Raw genomic sequence first — 24896 nt, 5'->3', positions numbered from 1 at the left:
CTGCCCGACCTGCGGACGCGCGGCGTACCGCGTCCGGAGCCGCTGCCGACGCACCCCGGCCGATCTGCCCTGCCAGGGTGTACCGGCGCGCCTGCACCTGCTGTCCGGCGCTTCCGATGCGAGCCGCTCGACGAACGGGCAGCTCCGCGGAGGCGCGTTCGCGGGTCGGCGCACGCCTACTTCGCCGCTGCCCCTGCGGCCTCCTGCGCCTTACGGTAGGCGGCCATCGACGTCTTCGTCGCCTGGAGGATCTGCGAATACGCCGCGTCGCTCCCCGCTGACTGGCACGTCTGCGCGTCGGCCCCGAACAGCGTGTCCTTCATCATTCGGCGGGGCCTCGACTTCGCCTGGGCGACGAAGTTCAGCCCTTTCTCTCGCCAGAGGGCGCAATCCTCCGCCCCGAGGTCTTCGCACATCCGTGCGTCCAGATCCTCACAGACGTTGCACCCCATCGCCAGGGCACCAACGACACACAACATCAGAACGTTCATCTTCGATTGCATGGAATCGCCTCACGATCCGCACCTGGGTATCGTGCCGCGGAGGGTAACCCAGGTCCGCCTGGCGGCTCAGTTCGGGTCGATCGACGTGATCGGCGCACTAGCAGCTCGCGACCGTTTTACTGCAATACCAGGTCGAAGCGCAAGCGCTCTTCATCACAACCGTCGTGAAAAATCAGGTTGGTTCCTTCGGCGGGTGTCGCCGATCCGCCTAGCGGGTGAACGCAGCGGCCGGTTTCGCTGTTCTGCAGGCTCCCACCGGACGTCACGTCGAAAGAGAGGCGTGCTTCGGGCGCGCAGGAGGGGTTGAGGATCAGGGCAACGCCGTTGTAGGCGGTGCCTTGATTCGGGTGAATACAAAGTCCGCTCGGAACATGCTTCAGCAGGCCGCTGGCCAGAACCCTGAACGAAGAGGCGAGCGTGCTGCAGTTGCTCGACAGCACCAGCGGCGTGTCGTTGGCCGGCTTCGTAGCGCCGCCTTCCGGGACAAAGCATTTGCCGCTGGTGTGCTGCACGATCTTGTACTCGTCCACCGCGGGGCTCAACGCGTAATCTCTCGGCGTGATCTGGGCGAACGCGCGTGGGCCGAAGCCGCGGTAGGTGTCATCGGAGGCGATGACGGTCCCCAACCAGTAGTCGCGGTACCAGTGCAACCACGAACGGCCACCAATACCGGAGCTGGCGTAACGATTCGGCGCAGTTCCTCCGTCCAGCAGCCCTTCGGGGAGCGGGATCCCCAGCTCTTCGTAGAACCCATCGAGGCCGTGTATGGGTTCATGGATGAACACCTCCGCAGGCTCGCTGTTGACGGTGGACAGCCAGTCCGAGGCGACCGTATCCTTCCCGTTCACCGTCGTCCACAGGGTGTAGTTCGATTCGTAGCTGCTCCCCGGGCCCCACCCCCAGCCCCCCGGCTTGCTGTTACCGGGCGTGAAGAACACTTGCACGGTGTCGTACTCGCCACGGGGCACGAAGCTCTGCACGTCTTGCTGAAGGTGGATGGCCGCCGGCAAATAATTATCATTGCCCGAGCCCGACAACGACGTGATGGGATCGTTGGACACGACGCTGGAGCCATGCCATGCGACACGGCCGTCCGTGATCAGATCCATCCAATAAGCCACCCGATCTTCGAAGGCGAACTGCACCGCGTCGACGACGCTGGTCGACAGCGAACCTTGCGTGACACCAGGGACGTCGGTATAGGGCTTGACGAGGAGGAGCCCATGAAAATCGAACTCTACGCTCGCGAGGCGCTCACCGAAGCCGACAGGCTCCAGGTACCAGCGTGCGCTGTCGTTGCAGGTCCCCAGGGTGGGCTGTGCGCCGCCGTTGGGGATGGCGCAGCTGTTCCCGTTCGAGCGCAAGCGATACAGGGCAGGGCGCTCCACCGTGCGGGCGCGCAAGGTCTCCACGGTCCACTCCGCCGCGCTGCCGCTGCAGCCGCCGAGCACCGTCGTGCCGCTCGACGCGACCAAGCACTGGCCGGTCTCCTCGTGAAAAAACTGATACTTGCTCGCGCCGACGCCGACCAAGCGCCAGTGTTGATGGTCATCGCCCGAGTAATCGGCGCCGACCAGCTGCCCGGTGATGGCATTGCGGCTCAACGTGCCACGGTCGGCGCGGGACATCAGTCGCCAGAGTCCAATTTCAAACTCATCGTCGCCGGCGTTCGTCGGCTCGACGCGCAGGCTATGCACGTCGAACTCCGCGGTGCCTTGCGTGTCCCGCAGCTCTACCGTGTTGTTCCCGGCCTGCAGCGTCACCGGGAACGGGCCGAGCTCTTTCCCGGTCGGGCGCGGGCTCTCTGTGGCGGTGGTCGTGATGACGGCGATCTGGCTGCCGTTCAACCAGAGGCTCATCGCTCTGGTCTGCGACAGCACGGCGATCTTCACATAGAGGTCCGCGTTGCCGCCGGCGCCGCCCGCTACGCTCCAGACGAATCCGGTGTTGTCATTGAGGTCGACACCCCAACTTTCATTCGTGCAGTTCGCGCCGCCCGTGCACCCGCTCACGCCGGGCCCACCGCTGGACGAGCTCGCAGGATAGACGGTCGCGTGCGCCGAGCCCGCCGCTCCGAGGAATAGAATCGATGCAATCGCTGTCGAGGTGTATGGAAGATGCTTCAAGCTCATATACAAGTACCCTTCTAGACAAACAGGAATGAGATGCGCGAGGCCACCAGCGACGTCAAGGAGTAAAACAAATGATTCAAACTAATGTTTAGCATGGACGCACGCGCTGTCAAGGCCCGACGTCGACGACGGCGCGAGGCGGCTGCTCTAGCACGGCGGAGGCATGAAGCGAGAGGAGCCGGCCGACGTCCGCGAGCGGAGCATCACCTCCTGCATGGAGGTCATTGAACGCGAGAAGGTTGACGATGTATCAGCAGCTCATCCATGCATCGCGGGGGCCGCTTTCGCTCCACGGCCTACGGGCTTGAGCGATTGGAGTCCGCGCGTCCAGGCGTCGAGCGAAAGGCGCAGCCGGCCGGCGCCGAACGCCGCCGGTTCGAGCGCGGGGATCCGGGCGTGGCCACGGGCCTGCTCGGCCGCCCGATGTCAGGCTCCTCGGAACGGGGAGCCCAGCGTCACCCGCGCACCCCGCGGCAGGTAGGGGTCGCTTGTGGCGGGCGGGACCAGGGCGGCCGCGGCGGGCGTCGGAAAAGCGCCGCGGCTCAGCCTGCTTTCGGGCGGACCGGCTACTGCATGAGCATGGGAACCGCCGAGCCACGACCCGCTGACCGCCGGCTCAGGCTCGTCTCCGCTCAGACCGACGGGCAGCCCGCGCCCGCGCCCGCCAGCGACGAGGAGCTCCTGCGCGCCTTCCACCGGGGCGAACGAGGGATCGGCCTGCGCCTGTACGAGCACCTGCTCCCCGTGGTCGACCGGACCCTGTACCGGATCCTGGGGTGCCGCGAGCAGGACCACGCCGACCTCGTGCAGGGCGCGTTCGAGCAGATCGTGAGCACGCTCGCGAAGCGCCGCTTCGCGGGGGAGTGCAGCCTGGCGGGCTGGGCGTCCGTCATCGCCTGCCACGTCGGGCTGAGCGCGCTGCGCGCCCGCCGGCGCGAGCGCAAGGTCATCGATCGCGCGCCGGGGCCCCCGGAGGGCGGCGCCGCGCCCGAGCCGCCCGCGCAGAGCGCCGACCCCGAGCGGGCGGTGACCGCGCAGCGCGACCTCGAGGCGCTGCGCCGGCACCTCGCGGCGATGGACGGCGACCGCGCGACCGCGCTGCTGCTCCACGCCATGGGCTATTCTATCAATGAAATCGCTAACTTGACCGGCGTCTCCGAGGCCGCGGCCCAGTCGCGGCTGTCGCGGGGGCGGCGGGAGCTGAAAGCGCGCTGCGAGCCCGACGCGGCGGCGCGACGCGACGCCGATCGGCCCGAGGAGCCACGATGAAGCAGGACGACGTTGACGCCACCCCGGAGGACCGCGCCGATGCGCCCGGCGTGGAGGCCTCGCTGCGGGCGCTGGTCGAGCAGCCGGTGCCGCCGCTGCCCAGGGCCCAGGCGCGGTACCTCCAGCAGCGGATCGCCGGCCGCATCGACCAGCTCGCCGCCGAGGGGGTGGAGCGGCGCGGCCGCTTCGCCCGGCGGAAGCGGGCCGCCCTCGCCGCGGCGGCGCTGGCGGCCGCCCTGGCGGCGGCGGTCGCCGGCGTCCTGATCGGGGTCCGGGCGCGGGACGGCTCGCCCACGGCGGCGCAGGTGACGGCGCTCCAGGGCTCGGTCGAGATCGCGGCCGGGGACGCGACGCGCTCGCCGCCGTCGCTCGCCCTCGTGCCGCTCACGAGCGACGAGGAGCTGCGGACCGGCGAGGGGGCGCGGGCGAAGGCGTCGCTCGCGACGGGCGCGACCGTCGAGGTCGGGCCGTCGACGCGCGTGCGGTTCGCGCCGGTGGGGACCGCGCGCGACCGCCTCGGCGACGTCGTCACCCTCGATCAGGGCAGGATCGCCGTCGAGGTGCCGCCGCTGCCGGCGGGCGTGACCCTGTCGGTGCGGACCCTGGACGCCGTGGTCACGGTCCACGGGACGCGCTTCTCCGTCGAGCGGAAGCCCGGCGCGGCGGGGGAGCCGGCCGAGACGCGCGTGTCGGTCACGGAGGGTCGGGTCGCCGTGCACAGCGACGCGGTCGAGCGCTCCCTGAGGCCCGGCGAGACGTGGTCGTCCCGCGACGAGGAGCGCCGGGCGGACCGGCCCGCCGAGGGGCGGCCGGACGACGCGCCGGCGCCGCCGCGCGGGCAGGAGCAGGACAGCGCGGCCGGCGAGGGCGGCGAGGGCGGCCGGGCCGGCGAGGGCGGCAAGGGGGAGCCGCGCCCGCCGCGCGACGCGCGCGAGGCGCCGGCGCGGGGCTCGCTCACGGCCGAGAACGCGCTGCTCCAGAGCGCGATGGCGGCGCGGAGGGGCGGGCAGCCGGGCCGGGCGATCGAGCGGCTCGACCGCCTCCTCGGCCGCTACCCGGACTCGCCGCTCGCCGAGATCGCCCGCGTGGAGCGCCTGCGCGCGATCGAGATGCTCGGCGACAAGGAACGGACGGCGGCGGAGGCGCGCCGGTACCTCAGGGACTACCCGCAGGGCTTCGGGCGCGAGGAGGCCACGTCCGTCTCGCGCGCCAGCGGCGCTCGCCCGTGAGCGCCCGCGCGCGGCGCCGTGTCGATTTCTGACGAAACCCTGCCTGCTCTCGGCGCCTCCGGCGACTTCTACTTCATTCGAGGAGCTCACCGCGCCGGCGAGCGGGTTCGCCGGCGGCGGCAGAGGTCGTGCTTGCTTTCGAGCTGGGAGGATCCCGATGCGTTCGTTCGCTTTGAAAGGGTGGTTGTGTGGTGGGCTGTTGTCTCTCGCGATCGTCGGCCCGGCCTGTACCGTGCTGGGGACGGGAGATGCCGGCAGCAACATGGTCTCCGGGGACGACTGCGCCCCGTCGGACGAGGGAGGGAGCGCGCCCGCGCCGAGCTTCCCGGGGTCCGGCACGTCGGGCGCCGGCGCCCCGATCAGCGCCGATCTCGATTCGCTGTCGTGCGGAGCGAGCCGCCTGGGCACCCCGGTGGACGAGACCGCCCAGGTCGACTGCTATTACACGAACAGCAACCCGACGACGCCGATGGCCTTCGTCGAGCGGGTCGTCGAGATCGCCGAGAGCGAGGAGCTCGTGCACGTGCGGCTGACGCTCAACCCCGCGTTCGTCGACAACACGTACGGCGAGACGGCCATCGGCTGGGGCGGCGAAGAGCAGCCCGCGCAGCAGCCCGCGCCCGGGCCCGGGCCCGGCGGCGAGCCGAAGCCGAAGCCGAAGGGGCACAAGGGGCACACGTTCAAGGATCTCGTGGGCAGCGACAAGGCCCAGTTCCAGCTGACGGACGGGCGGGGAGAGCTCGTGCTCGACTTCTTCGTCGACTACATCTCGGTCGACGAGACGGAGCCGTCGGGCTATGGCTCGCTGGGCGTGCTCGGCGGAGAGGGCAAGATGCTCCTCGGAGACGCGGGGGCCGTCGTCGCGGCGACCACCTCGCTCGACCGCGATCTCAACGCGTGCGGGTACGGCGCGTACGTCGTCGACTCCCCGGAGACGGACGAGAGCTATGCCCCGAATCCGCAGACACCGGGCTGGGATTACCGGGTCGTGTACGACGTGTGGGTGAGCGCCTCGGCGTTCGGCGCGGCGGGCTTCGGCGACGCGACCATCAGCTATGTGCACGCGTCGCCGAGCAAGTACCCGTCGGACACGCTCACCGTGACGCCGGGGCCGTGCCCGCCGACGACGTGCGAGGGCGAGGATCCGCCCGCCGGCGAAGGCGGCAGCGATCCCGGCGAGGAGCCGGGCGGGGATGTGGAGTGCAAGAAGTCGGGTGGGGAGTGCAAGGCCAACTCGGACTGCTGCTCGGACACCGACGCGTGCCTGACCGGCGTGTGCCAGCCGTTCGAGGTTCCCCGGTAGCGCGGCGCTCCCCGGCGCCGGGGCGACCGTCCGCCCCGGGCCGGGCCGCCCGGCTCAGACCGGGGCCGGGCGGTCCAGCGCGGCGTTGAAGACGGTCGCCGGCCCCCGCCAGCACGTCCGCGATCCGGATCGCCGAGCTGCTCGGCGTCCGCGACCTGCTCATGCCTGGCAACCTGGTCGTCACGCGCTCGCGGGGCGCGGGCCGCACAGCGGGCGCAGCGCGTCGCGCTCGGCCTGGGGAAGGACCGTGACCGGGTACTTCGGATTGCCGCTCGCGCGATCGAAGAACGGGTGTGGCCACCCCTTGCCGCGGATCTTCCAGCCAAGCACCTTCCCGATCATGCGCGCGAGCAGGGGCACGTTCGGCTTCACCGTCCCGGGCGGAGGCTCGCCGACCGCGAACTTGCCGAAGATCCCGCCGCGCGGCGGGCCGAAGACCTCGTCGCACGGGCTCGCGCTCGGCGCCTTCTGAAACAGCTCGGTGACGATGCCGAGGAGCGGCAGCCGCGGCGTCGGCGTGTTGCCGAGCGGCGTCTTGCAGCAGCTCGTGTACCACCGATAGAGGCCGCGCGGCGTGAGGCGCACGGCGGCGATGACCTCGCTGCCGCGATCGAACGAGATCGCCGACGGAGGGACCTGCACGATGTCCGAGCCGCCGTGCTCGTCGAGCAGGTCCTCGCGGCCGAGGTGGTGCAGGAATGCCTGGCAGTCGCTGCAGTAGCAGATGGCGCGGTTCACCGCGCTCGGCGATGCATCGCGCAGCCATCCGTGGAGCTTTCCGCAACGACACTGGAGCTCGATATCTCGGGACATGGATCCCACATATCATGTCCTGACGCGCGGCGCGCGCGCTTCTCGCCCCGCGCGCGCCCGCGGCGCGTCCCCTCCGCCGCCGGCGCCGTGTTCGGCGATCCGCACTTCGTCCGTACCGGAACTGCGCTCCGGCCGACCCGCCCTTCTCGTCCTTCCGGCTTCCGGCCGGTCAGGTCTTCACGGCGCCCGCGGTGAGCCCCTGGACGAGGTAACGCTGGAGCAGGAGGAACCCGGCCACCACGGGCACGCTGACGACCACCGAGGCGGCCATCACCTGGTTCCAGTAGATGTTCGACTGCGTCGCATACCCCTGCAGCCCCACGGCCAGGGTGCGGCCGTCGTCGTCGGTGAGCACGGAGGCGAACAGGACCTCTCCCCACGCGGTCATGAAGGCGTAGATCGCGACCGCGACGACGCCCGGCTTGGCCGCCGGGAGCACGACCCGGAGGAGCGCGGTGAGCGGCCCGGCGCCGTCCACCAGCGCGGCCTCGTCGAGCTCGCGCGGGATGGTGTCGAAATACCCCGCGATGAGCCAGATGGAGAACGGCAGCGAGAACGTCAGGTACGTGAGGATGAGGCCGAGCCGCGTGCCGTGCAGTTCCAGCCCGGTGGACCGCTCGATCGTGACGAAGAGGAGGAAGAGCGGGAGCAGGAACAGGATGCCGGGGAACATCTGCGTCGACAGCACGGCGGTGAGGAACGCGCGCCGACCCCGGAAGCGGTACCGGCTCACCGCATACCCGGCGAGGATCGCCAGCGCCACCGAGGACACCGTCGCGGCGGCCGCGACGACGGCGCTGTTCACGAAATAGCGCGCGAGCGGCACGGTCCGCCACATGTCGACGAACGGCTGGAGCGTGACCTCCGTCGGCACCCAGGTGAAAGGCCCCTGGACGTCGCGCAGCGGCTTGATCGCCGAGATCAGCATCACGTAGAGCGGGACGACGGTGAAGACCGCGAGCGCCGCGAGCACGGCGCGCCGCAGCCAGGCGACCCACGCAGCCTCACGCATGGCGCGCGCTCCTGCCGGTGATCAAGAGATAGCCTGTCGTGACGACGAGCAGAAAGCCCACGAGGAGCACGGACATCGCCGAGCCCAGCCCGAAATTCCAGGTGATGAACGACGCCTGGTAGATGTGGATCGCGATCACGTCGGCCTGCGGCGGCGCCGCCCGCCCGAAGAGCGTGTACGGCGTCGTGAAGTCGTTGAAGCTCCACAGGAACAGGACGAGCAAGAGCACCTGGTTGACCGGCCGGAGCATCGGGAGCGTGATCGACCGGAAGCGCGTCCACGGGCCGGCGCCGTCGACGCTGGCCGCCTCGTAGAGGTCCGACGGGATGGCCTGGAGGCCCGCCGTCACCGTGAGGAAGGCGAACGGCCACGTCCGCCAGATCGCCACCACCACCAGGCTGAGGAAGCTGTTGCCTCCGAGCAGCCAGAACGGGCGTTCGTGGACGAGGCCGAGCTGATCGACGAGCACCGTGTTCACGATGCCCGTGTCGCGCTGGAGCATGAAGCTCCACGTGATGACGCCGGTGAAGATCGGCATCGCGAACGGGATGAGGAACAGCGTCCGCAGCGCCGAGCGGCCGCGGAACGGCTTCTGCAGCGCGACCGCGGCGGCCGTGCCGAGGAGCCACGAGCCGCCGACCACGAGGACGCTGACGGCGACCGTGATCGCGAAGGAGCGCAGGAGCTCGACGCCGATCGGAGAGCCGAAGTCGACCGCGATGCGGTAGTTGGCGAGCCCCGCGAACGGCGCCTTGCCCCAGTTGCGGATGTAGCGCTGCGTGAGCTGGAGGAAGCTCATCCACGCCCCGACGAACATCGGGACGATGTGCACGGCGAGCTCGGCGACGAGCGCGGGCAAGAGGAGCACGTACGGGAACGCCCGCGGCCACCGCGAGCCCGCCCGCGGCCCCGAGGCGCCGCGCGCCGCCCCGGCGGGCGCCTCCCCCCCGGCGCCTCCCGCGCCGCCCTCCCCCATTACTTGCCGCTCACCATCTGCTGGTTGGCCTTGGTCAGCTTGGCGCGGATCGCGGCCTCGTCCACCGCCTTGCCGGAGGCGGCCTCGGCCAGGAGGTCCTTCATGGCCGTGCCCACCAGCGTCTCGAACTGCGTCGTCTCCTCGATCATCGGCATCGACTCCGCCGTCTCGGCGAGCACCCTCTGGAACACCTGGATGTTCGCGGTCTTGAAGCGCTCATCGGAGTAGGCCTCGGTCACGACCGGCAGGGAGTTGAAGGCGGCGTTCAGGATCCGCTGCTCCTCGGGGCTCGTCATGAACGCGACGAACCTGAGCGCGGCGTCCTTGTGCTTGCTGTCCTCGAAGACGGCGATGTTGATGCCCGCCACGTGGCTGTTCACGCGCTTGCCGTTCGCGGGCAGCGGGTCGGGCAGCGGGATCGGCGCCACGCCGTACGTATCGCGGGCGAGGCCGTTCTGCTCGATCGCCGTGGCGGCGTAGCTCTGGATCATGAGCATCGCCGCCTTGTCGGCGGCGAAGTCCTTGAGGATCTGCGTGTCGTTCACGTACTCGGCGTTGCTCGGGTTCACGACCTTGTGGACGCCGAGCAGGTCGATGTACTGCTTGACGCCGGCGACGAGCTCCGGGTCGTCGAAGCGCGCCTGCTTGCCCTCGAAGATCTTGGCGCCCTGCTGGCGGCCGAACATGAACGCGAAATGGGCGTTCTCGGTGTAGCTCGCGCCCATGATGGCGAGGCCGTAACGGCCGCTCTTCGCGTCGGTCAGCTTCTTGGCGACGGCGACGAGCTCGGCCCACGTGGCCGGCGGCTTCTCGACGCCCGCGTCGGCGAACATCTTCTTGTTGTAGAAGAGCCCGTAGGCGAGGCCGTAGAGCGGCACCGAGGCGGGCGGCTGGCCGGGCGCGCCGGTGGCGGACATGCTCGCCGGGATGAACCGGTCCTTGCCGCCGACCTTGGCGAGCGCGGCGTCGTCGAACGGCAGGAACGCGCCGGTCGCCTGGAGCGACGCAGACCACGAGTTGCCGATGTTGAGGACGTCGGGGCCCTTGCCGCTCGTGGTGGCGCCGAGGATCCGGTTGAGCAGGTCCGACCAGGGGATGACCTCGAGCTTTACCTTGATCCCGGTCTGCTTCTCGAACTTGTCGAGCTCGGGCTGCAGCACCTTCTTGTCGTCCTCGACGCTGGGCGCCTGGTTGCTCGCCCAGTACGACAGCGTCACCGGCTCGGCCCCCGGCGAGGCCGCCGCGGCCGACCCTGACGGCGAGGGCGACGACGACGGCGCGTCGCCCCCGCTCTTGCCGCACGCGGCGGCTCCCACGGCGAACAGGGCAAATGCGGCTACGGCCTCGATCGTGCGTGACCTCACGGTAGGCTCCCTCTCCGTCTGAAGATTCACTCCCTGTCGCGCGGGTCGCGCGAGCCCCCGGGCAGGCTACCCCCTGCGCGGCCGGGCGTGCAATGGGGAGCGCGGCGGGCGCGCGCCGTTCGCCCGGCCGAGCGGCCCCCGGCGCCGGCGCACGGCAGAGCGCGCGCAGCGCCGCCGTGTGATGAGGTGATCACGTGATCATCTCATCACGAGATCCGACGCAGGCCGCCTCCTGCGCCATGGCCGGTACATGCAAGGAGCGCCCGGGAGGAGAGCACTTAATCGGTTCAGAGTCAACGGCCAAGAGGGGGCGGCGCGCCCCGCCCGACCCGGGCGCGGGCAGCGGCAGCCGGCTTGACGCGCCGCGGGCGCGCGGGGAGTCTCGGCGGCATGGCGCCTCTCCCGCCCACGGGCCGCGATCGGCTCATCGCCATGCTCCGCGCCCCTGATGCCCGCGACCGGCTCCCGATCCGCATCGGGGGGCCCACGCTCCAGGTCGGCGTCACCTGCGAGGAAGGGCGGTGGCGGCTACGCCGGCTCGTGCTCGATCACGACGCGCTCACGGAGTTCGGGCGCCGGCAGCTCGCCGCAGGTCGAGGGTTCTTCCCCGACCACGCCAACATGTTCCTCATGCCGATCGGGGAGGTGCTCGCCGAGGCGGGTGATCTCGATGCCTTCTGCGAGGCGCTCCGGCGGCTCGCCTGGGATCCTGGCTGGTGAGACGACGCCGTGGCGGGCGGGCGACGTCATGCACGGGGTGCATGACGTCCATGCTGCATTCTCATTGGAAAGATACTTTCCAATGACATAGACATCGCCGTCGCGCCGATACGACGAGACCTCGCGCAGGCGGTCCCGCTGGACGGCCGCGCCTTCCCTTGCGCTCGACGTGGGATCACCACGGGACGCGTCCTCCACTGACGTTCGCACCTCGGAGAGCGAGACACGGCGCGTGCGCGCCGCGTCGAGCGCGAGCGCGGCCGACGGAGGACGCCGGCCCGCGGGCACGGAGCGCGAGGCGGGCGACCGGGCGTGGGTGCTCGAGACCATCGGGGCGACAGGAGAAGCAACCAGTGCGCGCACCTGTATATGCTTTGCTCTCATTGTCCTTGGTCGCCTGCAGCGTGGAGGGCTCCGGCGAGCCCTCCGAGGAGATCGGCGCGGCGGACGACGCGCTGATCGGGGGGCGACCGGCGCTCGAATCGGAGTATCCGTCGACGGTCCTCGGCCCGGGATGCACCGCGGCGAAGGTCGGGCCGCGCCACTTCCTCACCGCCGCTCACTGCGTGGATGACGAGTACAACGCCACCGTGTCCCCGAGCTACGGGCCGGGCGGCTCCTACTGGGTCAGCGCCACGAACACGCCCCCGATCTGGCCCTACGTCGAGCTGACGATCGAGCAGACGTACATCCACCCGCAGTGGCTCGCGGACTGCGCTGCCGCGCTGGCGGGCGGAGCGACCGATTGCGCGGTCAACGTCCTCAACCCGGGGCACACGCCCGACCTCGCGCTCGTCGTCGTCAACGAGCTCTCGCCGACGATCCCGGCGGCCGTGGTGGACGGGGCGCCGGTCGCGGTGGGAGATCCCGTCGTGGCGACCGGCTACGGCTGCGAGGACCCGAGCGGCACGGGCGGCGGTCTCTTCAAGCTCCAGGAGCTCACCGCGTCGGCCTCCTCGATCCTGAATCACCCCGGCTCCTACGTCTCGGGCCAGGGCATCGTCGACGTCGCGGCCGCGTACGTGCTCACGCCGGGCTACGCCAGCAGCACCAGCTACGCCAGCCTGTGCCCCGGCGACTCGGGCGGCCCGCTCTACCGCCAGAGCTCGACCGACCTCGTGGTCGTGGGCGTCAACGCCTATTACACGTTCCCGTCCGGGTGGCCCGGCCCGGCGCCCTCGCAGACCAACTGGCACACGCGGCTCGACACGTCGGCGCGCTACCCGGTGACGTCGTGGCTCCAGGCCCTCGGGGTGAGCGTGATCAACGGCGGCACGGCGCCGACCTGCACCGACGGCGTGCAGAACGGCACCGAGACCGACGTGGACTGCGGCGGCACGTGCGCGGCCGATTGCGCGAACGGCGATACGTGCAGCACCAACGCGGACTGCACCAGCCAGAACTGCGTGGCCGGCGTGTGCCAGCCCAGCACCGGGACGGCGCCGTGCAGCAACCTGTGCACGAGCCCCACCGCGTTCACGGGCCCGAGCTACAACTCGGGCAACCTCGGCACCGGCGCGCGCTGCTTCGAGACCACGGCGAACCTGAGCGGCGCCAACTGCGGCAACTTCGCGAGCGGCCGCACGTTGTCGGTCAACGGCACGGCCGTGACCTGCAACGGCGGCAACATCTCGCTGCCCGCGAAGCGCAACGGCGGCTACTGCTTCCAGGCGTCCGCCGGCAACGAGTCGTGGGCGTACTTCAGCACCTGGTAGACGAGATCTCGTGAACCGAGGCGCCTCGGCCGAGGCGCACGATGGTGAGGCCGCGGCCGCACCCCGAGCAGGGGGCGGCCGCGGCCGCTCCATCACCGGAGCTTCTCCTGCGCCGGCGGCACCTCGAGCCCAAGGTGCTTGAAGAGGAACGCGAACACGTCCGTTTGCTCCTCGATCTTCTCCCCGAGCGGCGTCCCGATCCCGTGGCCCGTCGAGCCGCTCGCCCTGAGCAGGATGGGCGCCGGACTCGACGTGGCCGCCTGCAGCCGCGCCGCCATCTTGCGCGAATGGTACGGGTCCACCCGCGCGTCGTTCGCGCCCGTCAGCAGCAGCGTGGCGGGGTACGCGGTCCCGTCCTTCACGTGGTGATACGGCGAGTAGGCATAGAGCGCCTTGAACTGCTCCGGATCCTTCACCGTGCCGAACTCGGTCACGTTGAACGCCCCGTTCGGCGTGAGCTCCACCCGGAGCATGTCGTAGATGCCCACGTGCGAGATCACCACCTTGACCATGTCCGGGTGCTGCGTGAGCTGCGCGCCCATCAGCAGGCCGCCGTTCGAGCCGCCCTGGATGGCGAGCCGGTCCGGGCGCGTCATGCGGCCGTCGACGAGGTGCTTGGCGCACGCCGCGAAGTCGTCGAAGACGTTCTGCTTGTTCGTCAGGTTGCCGCCGCGGTGCCACGCCTCGCCGAACTCGCCGCCGCCCCGCAGGTTGGCGACCGCGAACACCCCTCCCTGGTCGAACCACAGCCGCCAGAGCGGGTTGAACCCGGGAGAGATGCTCGTCCCGTAACCGCCGTATCCGGTGAGCAGCGCCGGCGCGGTCCCGTCGAGGACCGTGTCCTTGCGGCGCAGGATGCTGATCGGCACCTTCGTCCCGTCCTTCGAGGTGCACGCCTCGCGGACGACCTCCACGTCGGCGTAGGACACCGGGGACGTCATCGCGAGCGGGGTCTTCGTCACCTTGCCGTCCTTGGCCGCGTACGCGAACCAGGCCGCCGGCTCGGTGAAGCTGACCCCGCGGAAGAGCATGTCGTCGCCGTCCGCGCGCACGAGCTGCCGCACCGAGGACACCGGCGGGATCGGCACGGTCCCGAGCGCCTTGCCCTTGAGGTCGAAGACGCGGATCTGGGACGGGCCGCCGAGCAGGTCCCGGACGTAGAGCCGGCCCTTCGTGGGCAAGAAGTCCTGGATCACCGCCTCGCTCTCGGGCACCACGAGCTCCGCCTTCGCGAGATCGGGCTTGCCCGGCGCGAGGCGCAGCACCTTGCCGCGGGGCGCGTCCTTGCGCGAGAGGAGGTAGAGCCGGTCGTCGGCGCCGAACTCGGCGTGGATGATCTTGTCGGGGAGGTCGGCGAAGCGGGTCCATTTGCCCGTGGCGTCGAGGAGGTAATGCCAGTACTCGCCGCCGTCGCCGTTCTGCACGCTGGCGAGCACGAGCTTGCCGCTCTCGCTCGTCCTGAGCTCCACCTCGGCGATGCGGGGGAATTCCTTGCCGAGCGAGTACTTGTCTTCCTGGTCCGGCGCGCCGAGCTTGTGGAAGTAGATCTGCTGGTAAAACCCCATGTCGTCCTGCGGGCGCTCGCCGGGGTGCGGGTGGCGGGTGAAGTAGAACCCCTTGCCGTCGCCGCTCCAGGCGAGGCTGCCGCCGGCCGTGCCGCTGCTCGCGTAAGGGACGATGTCGCCCGTCTCCTTGCCGGTCGCGACGTCGTAGACGCGCACGGTGCCGTTCTCGCTGCCGCCCTGGGACAGGGAGACCGCGACCTTCTTGCCGTCGCGCGAGGGGACGAACCAGTCGATGGTCGTGTGCCCCTTCGGATCGACGACCTCCGGATCGACGACGACCCGCTCGGAGCCGGGGTCGTTCGCGGATTTCATGACCACGAGGAAGGGCTGCTGCTTCGGCGGCTGGTCCTTGAGGGCGAAGAGCTGCCCGCCGGCGTCGTTGACGGCGTAGTAGTTCGTGGAGGTCGCCGACAGGATCGCCTCGACGCGCGCCCGGATGGCGCCGCGCGAGGGCAGCGCGTCGAGGTAGGCGCGCGTGAGCCGGTTCTGGTCCTCGATCCAGCGCTGGACCTCGGGAGAGCTCGAGTCCTCGAGCCATTGATACGGGTCGACGACCTTGGTGCCGTGGTACTCGTTCGTGACCGGTCGCTTCGGGGTCGCCGGGTACGGCAGGCGAGCTCCCCCTGCCGCGGGCGCGGCAGGCGCGGCGACCGGCGGCGGGGCCGCGGCGGCGGGCGCCGCCGGCTCTTCCGGCGGCCGCGGCGCAGGCGCGCTGCACGCCGCGAGCAGCGGCAGCGCCAGGGTGATGGCGGGGATCGTGCGCAGGCGGTTCATGCCGTCGAAGCTAGCCCCCGCCGCGGCCGCCGCGGAAGAGAATCGGCCGGCGGCGGGCGCCTCGCGATCCTGCAACGCTGCAACGCCGCCCTCGCAGGATCGAAACCGCCGGATCGATGTCCCCGACAGAAAATGCGGGGAATTCCGGGGAGATGGGTCTGGTACGGAGGATGCTTATCCGCAGGCCAGCTCCGCCGGCGGCCTCCGCTACCCCCCGAGGCGCCCGGCGGCGCTGCTATTTTGTCCCTCGATCTCGGGCGGCGCGTTCGCCCCGGTCCACGCGGTTGCGGCGCCGCGCGCCGCGCGGCCCATCGCGCGCGTGCTGCCGCGGGCCGCTCCAGGCCGGCGGCGCGGGCGCCGGCGTCCTCGCGGAGAGCGCCGAGGCGCGCGGGGCGCGGCGCCCTTCGTGCTAGCGTGCGCCGCATGGCGAACGACGTGAACGAGGGAGCGACCACGACCGCCAACGTCGAGGTCCGCGAGATCGACGACAGCGTCCTGAAGGACCTCGAGTCGAAGTACGCCGACGTGGCGTGTCCGATGCACGGCGGGCCGCCGACGTTCGAGCTCGCCTCCGACGGGTCGGTGGTCGAACGCTTCTGCTGTCCGGCCCTGCTCTCGATCGTCCGCGAGCTCCAGGTCGCCGCGGGCGAGCGGCCTCCGCCGCCGGAAGAGGGCGAGTGAGAAAGGTCCAAGGAGAGCCGGCAGAGATCGCTCCAGGGCGCCGCCCTGACGGCTCCCTGCTCCTGGACTAGGCCTCTCCACGACAGATGGCCTGAACGATCTCGCGCGTGTGCCCGCGCAGCCACGCGTGCGCCTTGTCGCTCTCGAAGCGCTGGTGCCACAGCTGGACGATCCGGAGCTCCGGCACATCGAGCGGCAGCGGCAGGGCGCTGAGGTCGAGCGCCCGCTGGGTCGGACCGCAGACCCGCGCCGGCAGCGCGACCACGAGATCGCTCTCGCGGGCGAAATGGGCGGCGGCCGCGGTCGTGGGGGCCGCCGCGACGACGCGCCGCCGGAGCCCCTGGGACTCCAGCGCGTCGTCGATCGGATCGCGCAGGCGACCGCGCCGCGACACCGTGACGTGGAGCGCCTGGGCGTAGCGCCTGGCGGTGAGCCGGCCGCGCGCGAGCGGATGACCCCGGCGAACGGCCACGACGAGGCGATCCTGGCCGATGAGCTCCCCGCGGATCTCCGGGAGGGCCGGCTCCGTCGCGCCGATCTCGAGATCGACGCGCCCGTGGCGCAGCTCGTCGGTATCCCCGGCGGGCTCGCCCAGGAACCGGAGCCTCACGTGAGGGGCCTGCTCCTGCACCGCGAGCACGAGCCGCGCGCCGAGCGCCGTCGTGAGCGCGTCGTGGAAGCGGACGGTGAAGGTCCGATCGAGCTTCTCGAGGTCGAGCGCCCGCTCCGGCGCGAACACCGCATGCGCCCGCTGGACGAGGGCGTGGACCTCCTGCCGTAAGGCCAGCGCGCGGGGCGTCAGCGTCATCGTTCGCCCGGTGCGCACGAGGATCGGGTCCCCCGTGGCGTCCCGGATGCGCCCCAGCGTTCGGCTCATCGCGGGCTGCGAGAGGTGCAATCGGGCCGCGGCGGCGCTGACGCTCCGCTCCTCGAGGAGCGCGTCCAGCGCCGTCAACAGGTTCATGTCCACATGCATCTGGGTAATCCTTCGTATAGCAAGGATGCATTGGACGACATACCACGTCCAGGGTTTACTCCTCCGCGCTGGAGCTCGCGAGGACGCGCGGGCCGCACGCCCAGGAGGATTCATGTCGACCCATTCGGAGCCGATCACCGACCATGCCACGCGACCGGGCCGGAGCCCGGCCCGCGCGGACGACGAGGCCCTGCTGCCCGCGGTCGTCGCGGCGCTCTCCGCGGCAGGAGAGCGGCTCGTCGCTCGCTTCTCGACAGCGCCGCGCCTCGCGAGCCGCGAGGAGGTCTTCGCCGCCCTCCGCGACAACGACGCTGTGTCGCTCGACGCGCTCCGCGAGCCGCTCGCGCGCGCTCGCCCGGGCGCCGGGTGGGTCGAGGACGAGCTCGAGCGCGGGCCGCTTCCGCCAGGCGAGTGGTGGGTCACCGACGCGGTCGAGGGGAACATCAACCACGTTCACGGGATGACGGACTGGTGCGTCACGGCGACGCTCGTCCGCGACGACGAGCCGGTCCTGACGGCGGTGCACCTGCCCCTCCGCGGCGAGACGTACACCGCCCGGAAGGGCGCCGGCGCCTATCTCGGGGCGAGGAGGCTCCGGGCCTCGGCGAAGACGGCGCTCGACGCCGCCTTCGTCGGGACCGGCCAGGCCATGCCGGGCGAGGATCTGGAGACGTACCGGCGGATCGGCCAGTCGGTCGCCGCGATGCTCGGAAGCGCGCTGGTGCTGCGCGTCTCGGTCCCGGCCACCCTCCAGCTCGTGGAGGTCGCGGCCGGCCGGATGGACGTCTTCTGGCAATACAGCCGGATCCTCTCCGGGCTCGTCGCGGGCGCGCTGCTCGTCGCGGAGGCCGGGGGCGCGGTCACGGACACCCGAGGGAACCCCTGGCGCCTGTCCAGCGAGGACTTCCTGGCCGCAGCGCCAGGGCTTCACGCCGGCGCGGTCGCCGTCCTGTCCACCGTTCGCTGAGGAGAGAGGTCTTGAATATGGAACGCGCCTCGGAAAACATCGGAATCCTCGGATCGGGCCGGGTCGGAAGGGTCCTGGCAGGCAAGCTCGCCGCCGCCGGGCACGCCGTCACCGTCGGCACCAGGGACCCCGCGCGCGCGGCGGCGAGCTTGTCGGGGGCGGGCGTCGCGCTCGGCGATCCCGCGGAGACCGCGCGAAGGGCCGCAATCGTCGTCAACGCCACCCCCGGAGAGACGAGCGTCGAGCGGCTCGGTGCCCTCCGCGACGAGCTGAAGGGGAAGATCTTGATCGACGTGTCCAATGCGACGCTGCGCGCCCAGGACGGCCTGCCCGGCAGCCTGCTTTACCCGAACGGCAGCGTCGCCGAGCGCCTCCAGGCGGCGCTGCCGGAGACGGCGGTGGTCAAGACGCTGAACACGATGCTGTTCACCGTCATGGCGGATCCCACGAGCCTCGGCGTCCGCCCGACCGCGTTCCTCTCCGGCAACGACGAGCGCGCGAAGGCGGTGGTCGCGAGGCTGCTCGGCGATCTCGGGTGGCCGGCGGACTGGATCGAGGATCTCGGGGACATCGCGACCGCGCGCGGGCCCGAGGCGGTCGCCCTGCTCGTCCCCTCGGTGCTGCGGCGGCGAGGGCTCGCGCCGTTCGCCCTCGCGCTCGCCCGGTGACGTCGCGACGCGGCGAGGCCTGCCGGAGCTCGCTACGAATTCGCCCGCTCCGCGGGGCCGGGCGCGAGAAATCGTCAGGCATGTCTAAAGGGTCCTGGGTGTGACGCGGAATAGGCTCATCGATGAGGCCGCGCTACCCGGGGACACATCGGCTGCAGATCGAGGATCGCGCGTCGGTCGCGACACAAGGGCGCGCTCCTGGGCTGCGGGCGCAGCTCGGCCCTCCCCTCCCCTCGCGAGCGAGGCGCGGGGCGGGCTCGCTGCTGCCATGGCTCCTCGGCACGGCGGGGTGGCTCCTGCCGGCGCTCGCCGGAGCTCAGCCGGCCGCCGGACCCCAGGTGTCGCGCGAGGCCGCGGCGACGCCCTCCGAGGCGCCGAGCTCGGTGGTCCCCCCGCGCCTCCTCTCCGCCCCCGAAGCGCCGTATCCGCCGGGGGCGACGGGCGACGCCTCCGTCGTCCGCACCGTGACCGTCGACGCCAAGGGGTCTGTTCCCGAGGCGGCGCCGATCGAGGTCGTCGTTCGCGGCGAGCAGCTCCCGCCCGCCACTCAGTCCATCGCGCGCGGCGAGGTCCGGCAGCTGCCCGGCGCGTTCGGCGACGCCTTCCGCGCCGTCGAGATCCTCCCCGGGGTGATCCCCGCCATCTCCGGGCTTCCGTACTTCTATGTGCGCGGCGCGCCCCCGGCGAACGTCGGATATACCCTCGACGGCATCCGCGTCCCGCTCCTGTATCACTTCGCCGCCGGACCGTCGGTCGTCCATCCGGCGCTCGTCGAGCGCGTCGACCTCTACCCCGGAGGCTACCCCGCCCGGTACGGGCGCTACGTCGGCGGCATCGTGGCGGCCGAGACCGCGGAGCCGTGGCCCGAGCTCCACGGCGAGGGGAACATCCGCCTGTTCGACGCAGGCGCGATGGTGGAGGCGCCGTTCGCGGACGGGCGCGGGACGGTCCTGCTCGGGGGCCGGTACTCGTACACGGCGGCGATCGCGTCGCTGATCGCGCCGGACGCCGCGATCGACTACCGCGACTACCAGGCTCGCCTGACCTACGATGTCACGCCGGACGATCGCCTCACCGTCTTCAGCTTCGGATCGTACGATCTCCTCGGGGAGGAGCGGGACGACGGGCTCGCTATCCTGTTCGGCGTCGAGTTCTACCGCCTCGACCTCAGGTACCGACATCGGTTCCAGAACGGCGAGCTGCGGCTCGGCGCGCTCCTCGGGCTGGATCGGACCGCGCTGGCGGACAATCGCACCGCGCGAGACCACATGCTCGCGATCCGGGCGGATTACATCGCTCGCGTCCACCCCGACGCCGAGGTCCGCCTGGGGGTGGACGGATCCATGGATGCGTACGTCACCGACATCGTCGGTTATACCGTGAGCCGCGGAGGCTCCAAGCGGCTCGAGCAGGAGTTCGGCTCGCGCGACGACGCGGCGCTGGGCGCCCACGCCGACGTGGTCCTCACGCTCTCGCCCCGGCTCGAGCTGACCGCCGGCGTGCGCGCGGACCTGTTCGCCTCCGGCGGCGCGACGGCCGTCGGCGTGGATGGCCGGCTCGCGTCCCGGCTCGACGTGACGAAGGGCCTGCGCCTCGTGAACGCGTTCGGCGTCGCGCACCAGCCGCCGTCGACCGTGGCCCCGCTCCCCGGGGTTCAGGTGGCGGGCCTGCGCGGCGGGCTCCAGAAGAGCGCTCAGGGGAGCGCCGGCGTCGAGGCGGATCTCCCCGAGCGGGTCACCGCCGGCGCGACCGCGTTCTACAACGCGTTCTTCGACATGACGGACGCGCTGGGCGCCGTGGCGCACCGGTGGACGGATGACGTCGACGACCTCGCGGACGTGCCCCGGACCCTCGGGTCGAGCTACGGGATCGAGCTCTACGCGAGGCGCCGCCTCACCCGGCAGCTCGGCGGGTTCGCCTCGTACACGCTGTCGCGCTCGACCCAGGCCGCCGGGCGCTCGCGGTCTCCGGCCCCGTTCGACCGGACCCACGTCGCCAACCTCGCGCTGACCTATCAGCTCGACCGGCACTGGCGCGCCGGCGCGAGGTTCCTGTTCTACACGGGCAGCCCGGGCGCCTCGCTCGGCGCCGAGGAGAGCGACGGCTCGGGCGAAGCGCCGAGGATCCATCGCGATCCTCCCTTCTATCGGCTCGACGCGCGCATCGAGAGGCGCTGGGCCATCGGCGAGCGCGGCTGGATCTCGGCCGTCCTCGAGGGGATGAACGTGACCGCGAACAAGGAGGTGATCGGTGGGAAGGCGATTGGCCCTGTCACGATTCCGAGCATCGGTGTGGAGGGTGGGCTCTGAGCCCAGGAGGGACCGATGACGATCCGCGCTTCGCACCTCTCGACCGCCGCGCTCCTCGCCCTGGGCGCTTGCCTGCCGAGCGAGACAAGGCCCGAGCCCGGCGAGCTCGTCTACACGCTCTCGGGCGCGGCCGACGTCCTCGGCGGCGTGCAGAGCTCGGACGGCTGGAGCATCGAATTTTCGAGGTTCCTGCTCGCGGCGTCGTTCGTGTCCACCCACGAGTCCTCCGCGTGCGCCGTCGCGGCCCTCGCGGACACGCCCACCCTCGTCGACGTGCGGGTGCCGGGGAACCACGAGGTCGGCAGGGTCCTCGCCACCGGGGAGTGCGGCTTCACCTACCATGTCGGGCCCCTCCCGCCGCGCGAGTACTACGACGTCGAGGAGTGGCTGGGGCCCGGGGTGACCGAAGAGGACCTGGCCCTCGTCGAGTCGCTGACGACCGGCGCGTACGTGGAAGGCAAGGCGACGAAGGGGGCGGTGACCAAGGTGTTCCGGTGGCCCTTTTTCATCCACGATTTCTGCAGCGGTGGATCGCTCTGGGGCGCCGGCGAGGGCGCGGGTCCGACGATCCGCGTGGGCTCCGGCGCGACCGCGCGGGTCGATCTCGCGATCCGCGGCGATCACCTCTTCTTCGATCGCATGGACGAGGCGGCGGCCCAGGTGCGATTCGACCCGATCGCCGAAGCCGACACCCATCCGGACTATGGAAACGCCGACGGCGAGGTGACCCGGGAAGAGCTGATGAACGTACCGCTCTCGGCCGTCGCGCGGGCTGACGGCGCTTATTCGAGCGAATGGCCGCTCGACCTCGCCACGTGGATGGACATGCGCATGGCCAACGTGGGCCACCTCAACGGTACGGAAGCTTGCTCGTCCCTGGACCTGGAGTAGGCCGATGAAGCGCCCCTCGCGGCGGGCCGGACGAGCCCGTCGCTCGGTCTCGGGGCGCAGCGACGCGGAGAGGATGCCGGCCATGTGAGCGGACCGGGTTGTGTCCGGCAACGTCCCGATGAGGCAGCCGCGCCGTGTCACCCAGGCACGACTCGGCGCGACACCTCCGGCGGTGCGTCCGCCGCGCCCCTCCAGGCGCCCCCGACCTCCCGGGAAGGCGGCGACTGCCGCCGGAGTTGGACGGATCTACGCTATGGCGCTGGACAGCATTCGGGCCTTGCGGCGCAGAGCCGATCCGTGAGATTTTCCGTGGGGGAGGTCACAAAAGGCGACGGACTAGATAGACCTGTCCGGCGGCTTCGGCTGACCCATCGACTGATAGTTGGGCAGACTCACATGTTCTCAATGCCTTCTGTGTCCCGATAGCCGATCGGTGTTTGTACGTAGTACTCGATGGATCCATAGCTGATGGACAAGCAAGTCGATGTCGTGGTCGTAGGCGCCGGCCCGGTCGGGCTCCTGCTCGCGATCGAGCTCAAGCTGGGCGGCGCCGGTGTGATGGTGCTGGAGCGGCTCACTGCGCCAAGCGTCGCCCTGAAGGGGACTGCAGTCGGACCGCTCGGCGTGGAGGCGCTCCAGCGCCGGAGCATGGGCCCAGCGCTCGCCGCGGCGGAAGATCGCCACTTCGCGTCCATGGGACCGGTGGGCGTAGAGAGGCGGGCGCAGGCACACAGGTCCAGGGGGCATTTCGCCCTTCTCCCTCTCCGATCAGAAGCAGTGGGCGAGCCCGAACGGCGCATGCTCTGGGTGAACCAGCAGGGCGTGGAGGCGATCCTGGGCGCGCGGGCGGCCGCGCTCGACATAGAGGTACGGCGCGGGTGCGAGGTCACGGGCTTGGACCAGCATGACGATGGCGTCGCGCTCCACTGGGCTTCCCCGGACGGGCCGGAGCATGCGCGCTGCGCCTGGCTGGTCGGATGTGACGGAGGGCGCAGCTCGATCCGCAAGATGGCCGGTTTTGCCTTCCCCGGTACGCCGCCGAGCCAATTCATGTACCAGGCCGTGCTCGACCTCGACCACCCCGAGCGCCTGCCGCGCGGGTCGACCCGCACGCCGGAGGGCGTCGTCATGAACGGACCTCGGCCTCGCTGGCTTGCGATGCACGACTTCAGCGGTCCGCCGGCTGATCGCAATGCGCCCGTCACGCGCGAGGAGATCGAAGGCGTGCTGCGCCGAATCAGCGGCGCGGATGTCCGCGTGACGGCGATGGAGCAGGCGAATCGCTTCACGGACAGCGCACGTCTGGTCGACACGTACCGCCGGGATCGCGTCCTGCTCGCGGGTGATGCGGCGCACATCCATTCGCCCTTGGGCGGCCAGGGGCTGAGCCTTGGGCTGGTCGATGCGGCCAACCTCGGCTGGAAGCTCGCCGCCGTCATTCGCGGCGACAAGCCGGACAGCCTGCTCGACAGCTACACGTCCGAGCGGCGGCCCGTGGCCGAGGCCGTGCTGGCCAACACGCTCGCCCAGGTCGCGCTCACGCGGCCCGACCCGCAGTCGAGCGCAATGCGGCAGATCTTCGCGAAGCTGATGGAGATCGACGCCGTGAATGGCCATCTCGACGGACTGACGAGCGGTCTGGCCACGCGCTACGACCTCGGCGCGGGGCGAGACCTGGTCGGACGCCTCACCGGCGATCGCCCGGTCGGCCGCGCCGACGCTCGAACATCGCTGTTCGCGGAGATGGCGCAAGGCGAAGGCATATTGCTCGACGCGTCTCCCGACGGGCACGCGGCCGGTCTCGCCGCCGGGTTCACGCGGGTGCGCTGCTTACCGGCCGACGCAGGCCCGTCGATGCTGATCCGCCCCGACGGGTGCATTGCTTGGGCCGGCGACGTGGGAGACGTCGAGGGGTTGGTGGACGCGCTTGAGCGCTGGTTCGCGTCCGCCGCTCCCCGGCCAGGCGGCCTCCAGGAACGGTCGTGCTCGGCCGGGCCATCGTCCTCCGCGCCGTTGCGATCGGAGCAGCGAACGTAGCCGACGACGTCACCACTGGCGGTCAGAATGTCACTGGCCGTCTGCCTGTCTCGGTCGTCGCGCGCTCGCCGCCCTCGTTCTCGATCGCGCGCCGGCGCGTCGACGACGTGCAGGGCCGCGTCGCGCGGCTCCGGACGCGGCGCGCAGGGCGAAGCGCGCCCGCCAGCACGGCGCACCCGGCCACGCCGCAGCAATAGCGGCGCCCTCCCTCCACCGGCGGCGCCCTCCCTCCACCGGCGGCGTTACCGGCGTGGCGGCCCCATGGAGATCGTCTAGCCCATCGCGGGCAGCGGCGGACCGGTGATGATCGCCTCGCTGCCGGAGCGCCCGATGGACAGGTGCCTTGCCGATCCGAGCCTCTTGGCCCACCTGTTCGTCCACGAGCTCGACTACCACACGCCCTGCTACCGACAAGACGTGGAGTCGGACCGGCACGGTTTCCGCATCGGCCGCGGCAACATGACACGCTGGCAGTAGGATTGTGGTCGGGCAGTCCGGCGATGGCCGCGGTCCGGCGCCCACCCCTCTTAACGCGGCGCTCCGAAGGAGCCCTGCCAACCATGTCCTCCCTCGGGCCCGAAGATACCCGCGGGCCGGTCGATTGGAATTGACACCGGAAATGTGAGCGTTCACAATCCAGTCGACGGCCATCCTTTTGTTTCGGCCTGCTCGGGTCCTCCTGAGTACCGAGCTCTTCGTCAATATGATCCATTCAGTCGATTTTTACACCGATCCTGTTCGCTCGGTCGTCGTGGAGGCGATTGCTGATCGATGGCGATCGGCGTCTTGCCAAGATCGATCCAATAGAGGACGCGACGACCCTCGCTTGTTCGACGGCTGTCGTGAAATCCTGGGTGCTGTCCACCGGAGACGATTTCGTCAAGAATCCGGCGATGCTGGCGAAGCGACCGGATGGCAAGCTCGGGAACGAGGGAACCTATGTTGCGGCGGGCCGTGCTAAGGCGCTCCTCTGGCGCACCGGTGTCGTCACA

At 70.9% G+C, this 24896-nt stretch carries 20 protein-coding genes; 12 read left to right on the top strand and 8 right to left on the bottom strand.

Going from position 1 to position 24896, the window contains the following annotated elements; genetic code table 11:
* Window positions 1-176: 176 nt before the first annotated feature.
* Together WMF20_RS05220 and WMF20_RS05215 are read right to left on the bottom strand one after the other, a co-directional pair.
* Complete coding sequence (locus tag WMF20_RS05220) at window positions 177-416, bottom strand: hypothetical protein (RefSeq protein ID WP_437611207.1); 240 nt, start codon at window positions 414-416, stop codon at window positions 177-179.
* Between the two features lie 203 nt (window positions 417-619).
* The gene (locus tag WMF20_RS05215; RefSeq protein WP_437611206.1) at window positions 620-2635 is read right to left on the bottom strand and encodes a hypothetical protein; all 2016 of its coding nucleotides are present in this window, start codon (window positions 2633-2635) and stop codon (window positions 620-622) included.
* Between the two features lie 573 nt (window positions 2636-3208).
* Between WMF20_RS05215 and WMF20_RS05210 the strand changes: the two genes are divergently transcribed.
* The 3 genes from WMF20_RS05210 (at window position 3209) to WMF20_RS05200 (ending at window position 6436) form a co-directional block, all read left to right on the top strand.
* Window positions 3209-3904, top strand: a complete 696-nt coding sequence (locus WMF20_RS05210) for an RNA polymerase sigma factor (RefSeq protein WP_437611205.1) — start codon at window positions 3209-3211, stop codon at window positions 3902-3904.
* Window positions 3901-5133, top strand: coding sequence for a FecR domain-containing protein (locus WMF20_RS05205; protein WP_437611204.1), 1233 nt, complete (start codon window positions 3901-3903; stop codon window positions 5131-5133). Before WMF20_RS05210 ends, WMF20_RS05205 begins: the two co-directional genes overlap by 4 nt.
* Before the next feature lie 157 nt (window positions 5134-5290).
* Window positions 5291-6436, top strand: coding sequence for a hypothetical protein (locus WMF20_RS05200; protein ID WP_437611203.1), 1146 nt, complete (start codon window positions 5291-5293; stop codon window positions 6434-6436).
* Between the two features lie 180 nt (window positions 6437-6616).
* On the opposite strand, the gene WMF20_RS05195 is transcribed toward WMF20_RS05200, so the two are convergent.
* The 4 genes from WMF20_RS05195 to WMF20_RS05180 form a co-directional block, all read right to left on the bottom strand.
* Entirely contained in the window at window positions 6617-7249 is a 633-nt protein-coding gene (locus WMF20_RS05195) for a DUF6151 family protein (RefSeq protein ID WP_437611202.1), read from the bottom strand.
* Window positions 7250-7418: 169 nt separating this feature from the next.
* Window positions 7419-8261: a carbohydrate ABC transporter permease gene (locus tag WMF20_RS05190; RefSeq protein ID WP_129573261.1), complete on the bottom strand. Its 843-nt coding sequence runs from the start codon at window positions 8259-8261 to the stop codon at window positions 7419-7421.
* On the bottom strand, window positions 8254-9237 hold the full coding sequence (locus tag WMF20_RS05185; protein WP_437611201.1) for a carbohydrate ABC transporter permease: 984 nt from the start codon (window positions 9235-9237) through the stop codon (window positions 8254-8256). The genes WMF20_RS05190 and WMF20_RS05185 overlap by 8 nt, the downstream gene beginning before the upstream one ends.
* Window positions 9237-10601: an ABC transporter substrate-binding protein gene (locus WMF20_RS05180; protein ID WP_437611200.1), complete on the bottom strand. Its 1365-nt coding sequence runs from the start codon at window positions 10599-10601 to the stop codon at window positions 9237-9239. The genes WMF20_RS05185 and WMF20_RS05180 overlap by 1 nt, the downstream gene beginning before the upstream one ends.
* Before the next feature lie 390 nt (window positions 10602-10991).
* On the opposite strand from WMF20_RS05180, the gene WMF20_RS05175 reads away from it, so the two are divergent.
* Both WMF20_RS05175 and WMF20_RS05170 read left to right on the top strand, forming a co-directional pair.
* Window positions 10992-11321 carry a hypothetical protein gene (locus tag WMF20_RS05175; RefSeq protein ID WP_437611199.1) on the top strand — a complete coding sequence of 110 codons (330 nt, stop codon included), beginning with the start codon at window positions 10992-10994 and terminating at the stop codon, window positions 11319-11321.
* A 383-nt stretch (window positions 11322-11704) separates the two neighbouring features.
* Window positions 11705-13036, top strand: a complete 1332-nt coding sequence (locus WMF20_RS05170) for a trypsin-like serine protease (protein ID WP_437611198.1) — start codon at window positions 11705-11707, stop codon at window positions 13034-13036.
* Window positions 13037-13128: 92 nt separating this feature from the next.
* Here WMF20_RS05170 and WMF20_RS05165 read toward each other — a convergent pair whose 3' ends face one another.
* Complete coding sequence (locus WMF20_RS05165; RefSeq protein WP_437611197.1) at window positions 13129-15375, bottom strand: prolyl oligopeptidase family serine peptidase; 2247 nt, start codon at window positions 15373-15375, stop codon at window positions 13129-13131.
* A gap of 423 nt (window positions 15376-15798) precedes the next feature.
* Here WMF20_RS05165 and WMF20_RS05160 point away from each other — a divergent pair, with 423 nt between their 5' ends.
* Window positions 15799-16056 carry a hypothetical protein gene (locus WMF20_RS05160; protein WP_437611196.1) on the top strand — a complete coding sequence of 86 codons (258 nt, stop codon included), beginning with the start codon at window positions 15799-15801 and terminating at the stop codon, window positions 16054-16056.
* A 67-nt stretch (window positions 16057-16123) separates the two neighbouring features.
* Here WMF20_RS05160 and WMF20_RS05155 read toward each other — a convergent pair whose 3' ends face one another.
* Window positions 16124-17032: a LysR family transcriptional regulator gene (locus tag WMF20_RS05155; RefSeq protein ID WP_437611195.1), complete on the bottom strand. Its 909-nt coding sequence runs from the start codon at window positions 17030-17032 to the stop codon at window positions 16124-16126.
* A gap of 112 nt (window positions 17033-17144) precedes the next feature.
* On the opposite strand from WMF20_RS05155, the gene WMF20_RS05150 reads away from it, so the two are divergent.
* The 6 genes from WMF20_RS05150 to WMF20_RS05125 all read left to right on the top strand — a co-directional run bounded on the left by WMF20_RS05150 (window position 17145) and on the right by WMF20_RS05125 (window position 24381).
* Window positions 17145-17999 carry an inositol monophosphatase family protein gene (locus WMF20_RS05150; RefSeq protein ID WP_437611194.1) on the top strand — a complete coding sequence of 285 codons (855 nt, stop codon included), beginning with the start codon at window positions 17145-17147 and terminating at the stop codon, window positions 17997-17999.
* A 17-nt stretch (window positions 18000-18016) separates the two neighbouring features.
* Entirely contained in the window at window positions 18017-18667 is a 651-nt protein-coding gene (locus WMF20_RS05145; RefSeq protein ID WP_437617081.1) for an NADPH-dependent F420 reductase, read from the top strand.
* Window positions 18668-18789: 122 nt separating this feature from the next.
* The gene (locus WMF20_RS05140; RefSeq protein WP_437611193.1) at window positions 18790-20976 is read left to right on the top strand and encodes a TonB-dependent receptor domain-containing protein; all 2187 of its coding nucleotides are present in this window, start codon (window positions 18790-18792) and stop codon (window positions 20974-20976) included.
* A gap of 15 nt (window positions 20977-20991) precedes the next feature.
* Window positions 20992-21867: a hypothetical protein gene (locus WMF20_RS05135; protein ID WP_437611192.1), complete on the top strand. Its 876-nt coding sequence runs from the start codon at window positions 20992-20994 to the stop codon at window positions 21865-21867.
* Between the two features lie 468 nt (window positions 21868-22335).
* Entirely contained in the window at window positions 22336-23904 is a 1569-nt protein-coding gene (locus tag WMF20_RS05130; RefSeq protein ID WP_437611191.1) for an FAD-dependent monooxygenase, read from the top strand.
* A gap of 330 nt (window positions 23905-24234) precedes the next feature.
* On the top strand, window positions 24235-24381 hold the full coding sequence (locus tag WMF20_RS05125; RefSeq protein WP_165373799.1) for an IS66 family transposase: 147 nt from the start codon (window positions 24235-24237) through the stop codon (window positions 24379-24381).
* Window positions 24382-24896 lie beyond the last annotated feature (515 nt).

This window comes from Sorangium sp. So ce834 (genome assembly GCF_051521425.1).
GTDB classification, from domain to species: Bacteria; Myxococcota_A; Polyangia; order Polyangiales; family Polyangiaceae; genus Sorangium; species Sorangium cellulosum_D.
This window is presented reverse-complemented; position numbering and strand designations above follow the sequence as displayed.

What these genes read in the sequence shown, in the direction of transcription:
- WMF20_RS05220 (WP_437611207.1), bottom strand. Translation starts at nt 416, where the DNA reads ATGTGCGAAGACCTCGGGGCGGAGGATTGCGCCCTCTGGCGAGAGAAA.
- WMF20_RS05215 (WP_437611206.1), bottom strand. Translation starts at nt 2,635, where the DNA reads ATGAGCTTGAAGCATCTTCCATACACCTCGACAGCGATTGCATCGATT.
- WMF20_RS05210 (WP_437611205.1), top strand. Translation starts at nt 3,209, where the DNA reads ATGAGCATGGGAACCGCCGAGCCACGACCCGCTGACCGCCGGCTCAGG.
- WMF20_RS05205 (WP_437611204.1), top strand. Translation starts at nt 3,901, where the DNA reads ATGAAGCAGGACGACGTTGACGCCACCCCGGAGGACCGCGCCGATGCG.
- WMF20_RS05200 (WP_437611203.1), top strand. Translation starts at nt 5,291, where the DNA reads ATGCGTTCGTTCGCTTTGAAAGGGTGGTTGTGTGGTGGGCTGTTGTCT.
- WMF20_RS05195 (WP_437611202.1), bottom strand. Translation starts at nt 7,249, where the DNA reads ATGTCCCGAGATATCGAGCTCCAGTGTCGTTGCGGAAAGCTCCACGGA.
- WMF20_RS05190 (WP_129573261.1), bottom strand. Translation starts at nt 8,261, where the DNA reads ATGCGTGAGGCTGCGTGGGTCGCCTGGCTGCGGCGCGCCGTGCTCGCG.
- WMF20_RS05185 (WP_437611201.1), bottom strand. Translation starts at nt 9,237, where the DNA reads ATGGGGGAGGGCGGCGCGGGAGGCGCCGGGGGGGAGGCGCCCGCCGGG.
- WMF20_RS05175 (WP_437611199.1), top strand. Translation starts at nt 10,992, where the DNA reads ATGGCGCCTCTCCCGCCCACGGGCCGCGATCGGCTCATCGCCATGCTC.
- WMF20_RS05165 (WP_437611197.1), bottom strand. Translation starts at nt 15,375, where the DNA reads ATGAACCGCCTGCGCACGATCCCCGCCATCACCCTGGCGCTGCCGCTG.
- WMF20_RS05160 (WP_437611196.1), top strand. Translation starts at nt 15,799, where the DNA reads ATGGCGAACGACGTGAACGAGGGAGCGACCACGACCGCCAACGTCGAG.
- WMF20_RS05155 (WP_437611195.1), bottom strand. Translation starts at nt 17,032, where the DNA reads ATGCATGTGGACATGAACCTGTTGACGGCGCTGGACGCGCTCCTCGAG.
- WMF20_RS05150 (WP_437611194.1), top strand. Translation starts at nt 17,145, where the DNA reads ATGTCGACCCATTCGGAGCCGATCACCGACCATGCCACGCGACCGGGC.
- WMF20_RS05145 (WP_437617081.1), top strand. Translation starts at nt 18,017, where the DNA reads ATGGAACGCGCCTCGGAAAACATCGGAATCCTCGGATCGGGCCGGGTC.
- WMF20_RS05140 (WP_437611193.1), top strand. Translation starts at nt 18,790, where the DNA reads ATGAGGCCGCGCTACCCGGGGACACATCGGCTGCAGATCGAGGATCGC.
- WMF20_RS05135 (WP_437611192.1), top strand. Translation starts at nt 20,992, where the DNA reads ATGACGATCCGCGCTTCGCACCTCTCGACCGCCGCGCTCCTCGCCCTG.
- WMF20_RS05130 (WP_437611191.1), top strand. Translation starts at nt 22,336, where the DNA reads ATGGACAAGCAAGTCGATGTCGTGGTCGTAGGCGCCGGCCCGGTCGGG.
- WMF20_RS05125 (WP_165373799.1), top strand. Translation starts at nt 24,235, where the DNA reads ATGGACAGGTGCCTTGCCGATCCGAGCCTCTTGGCCCACCTGTTCGTC.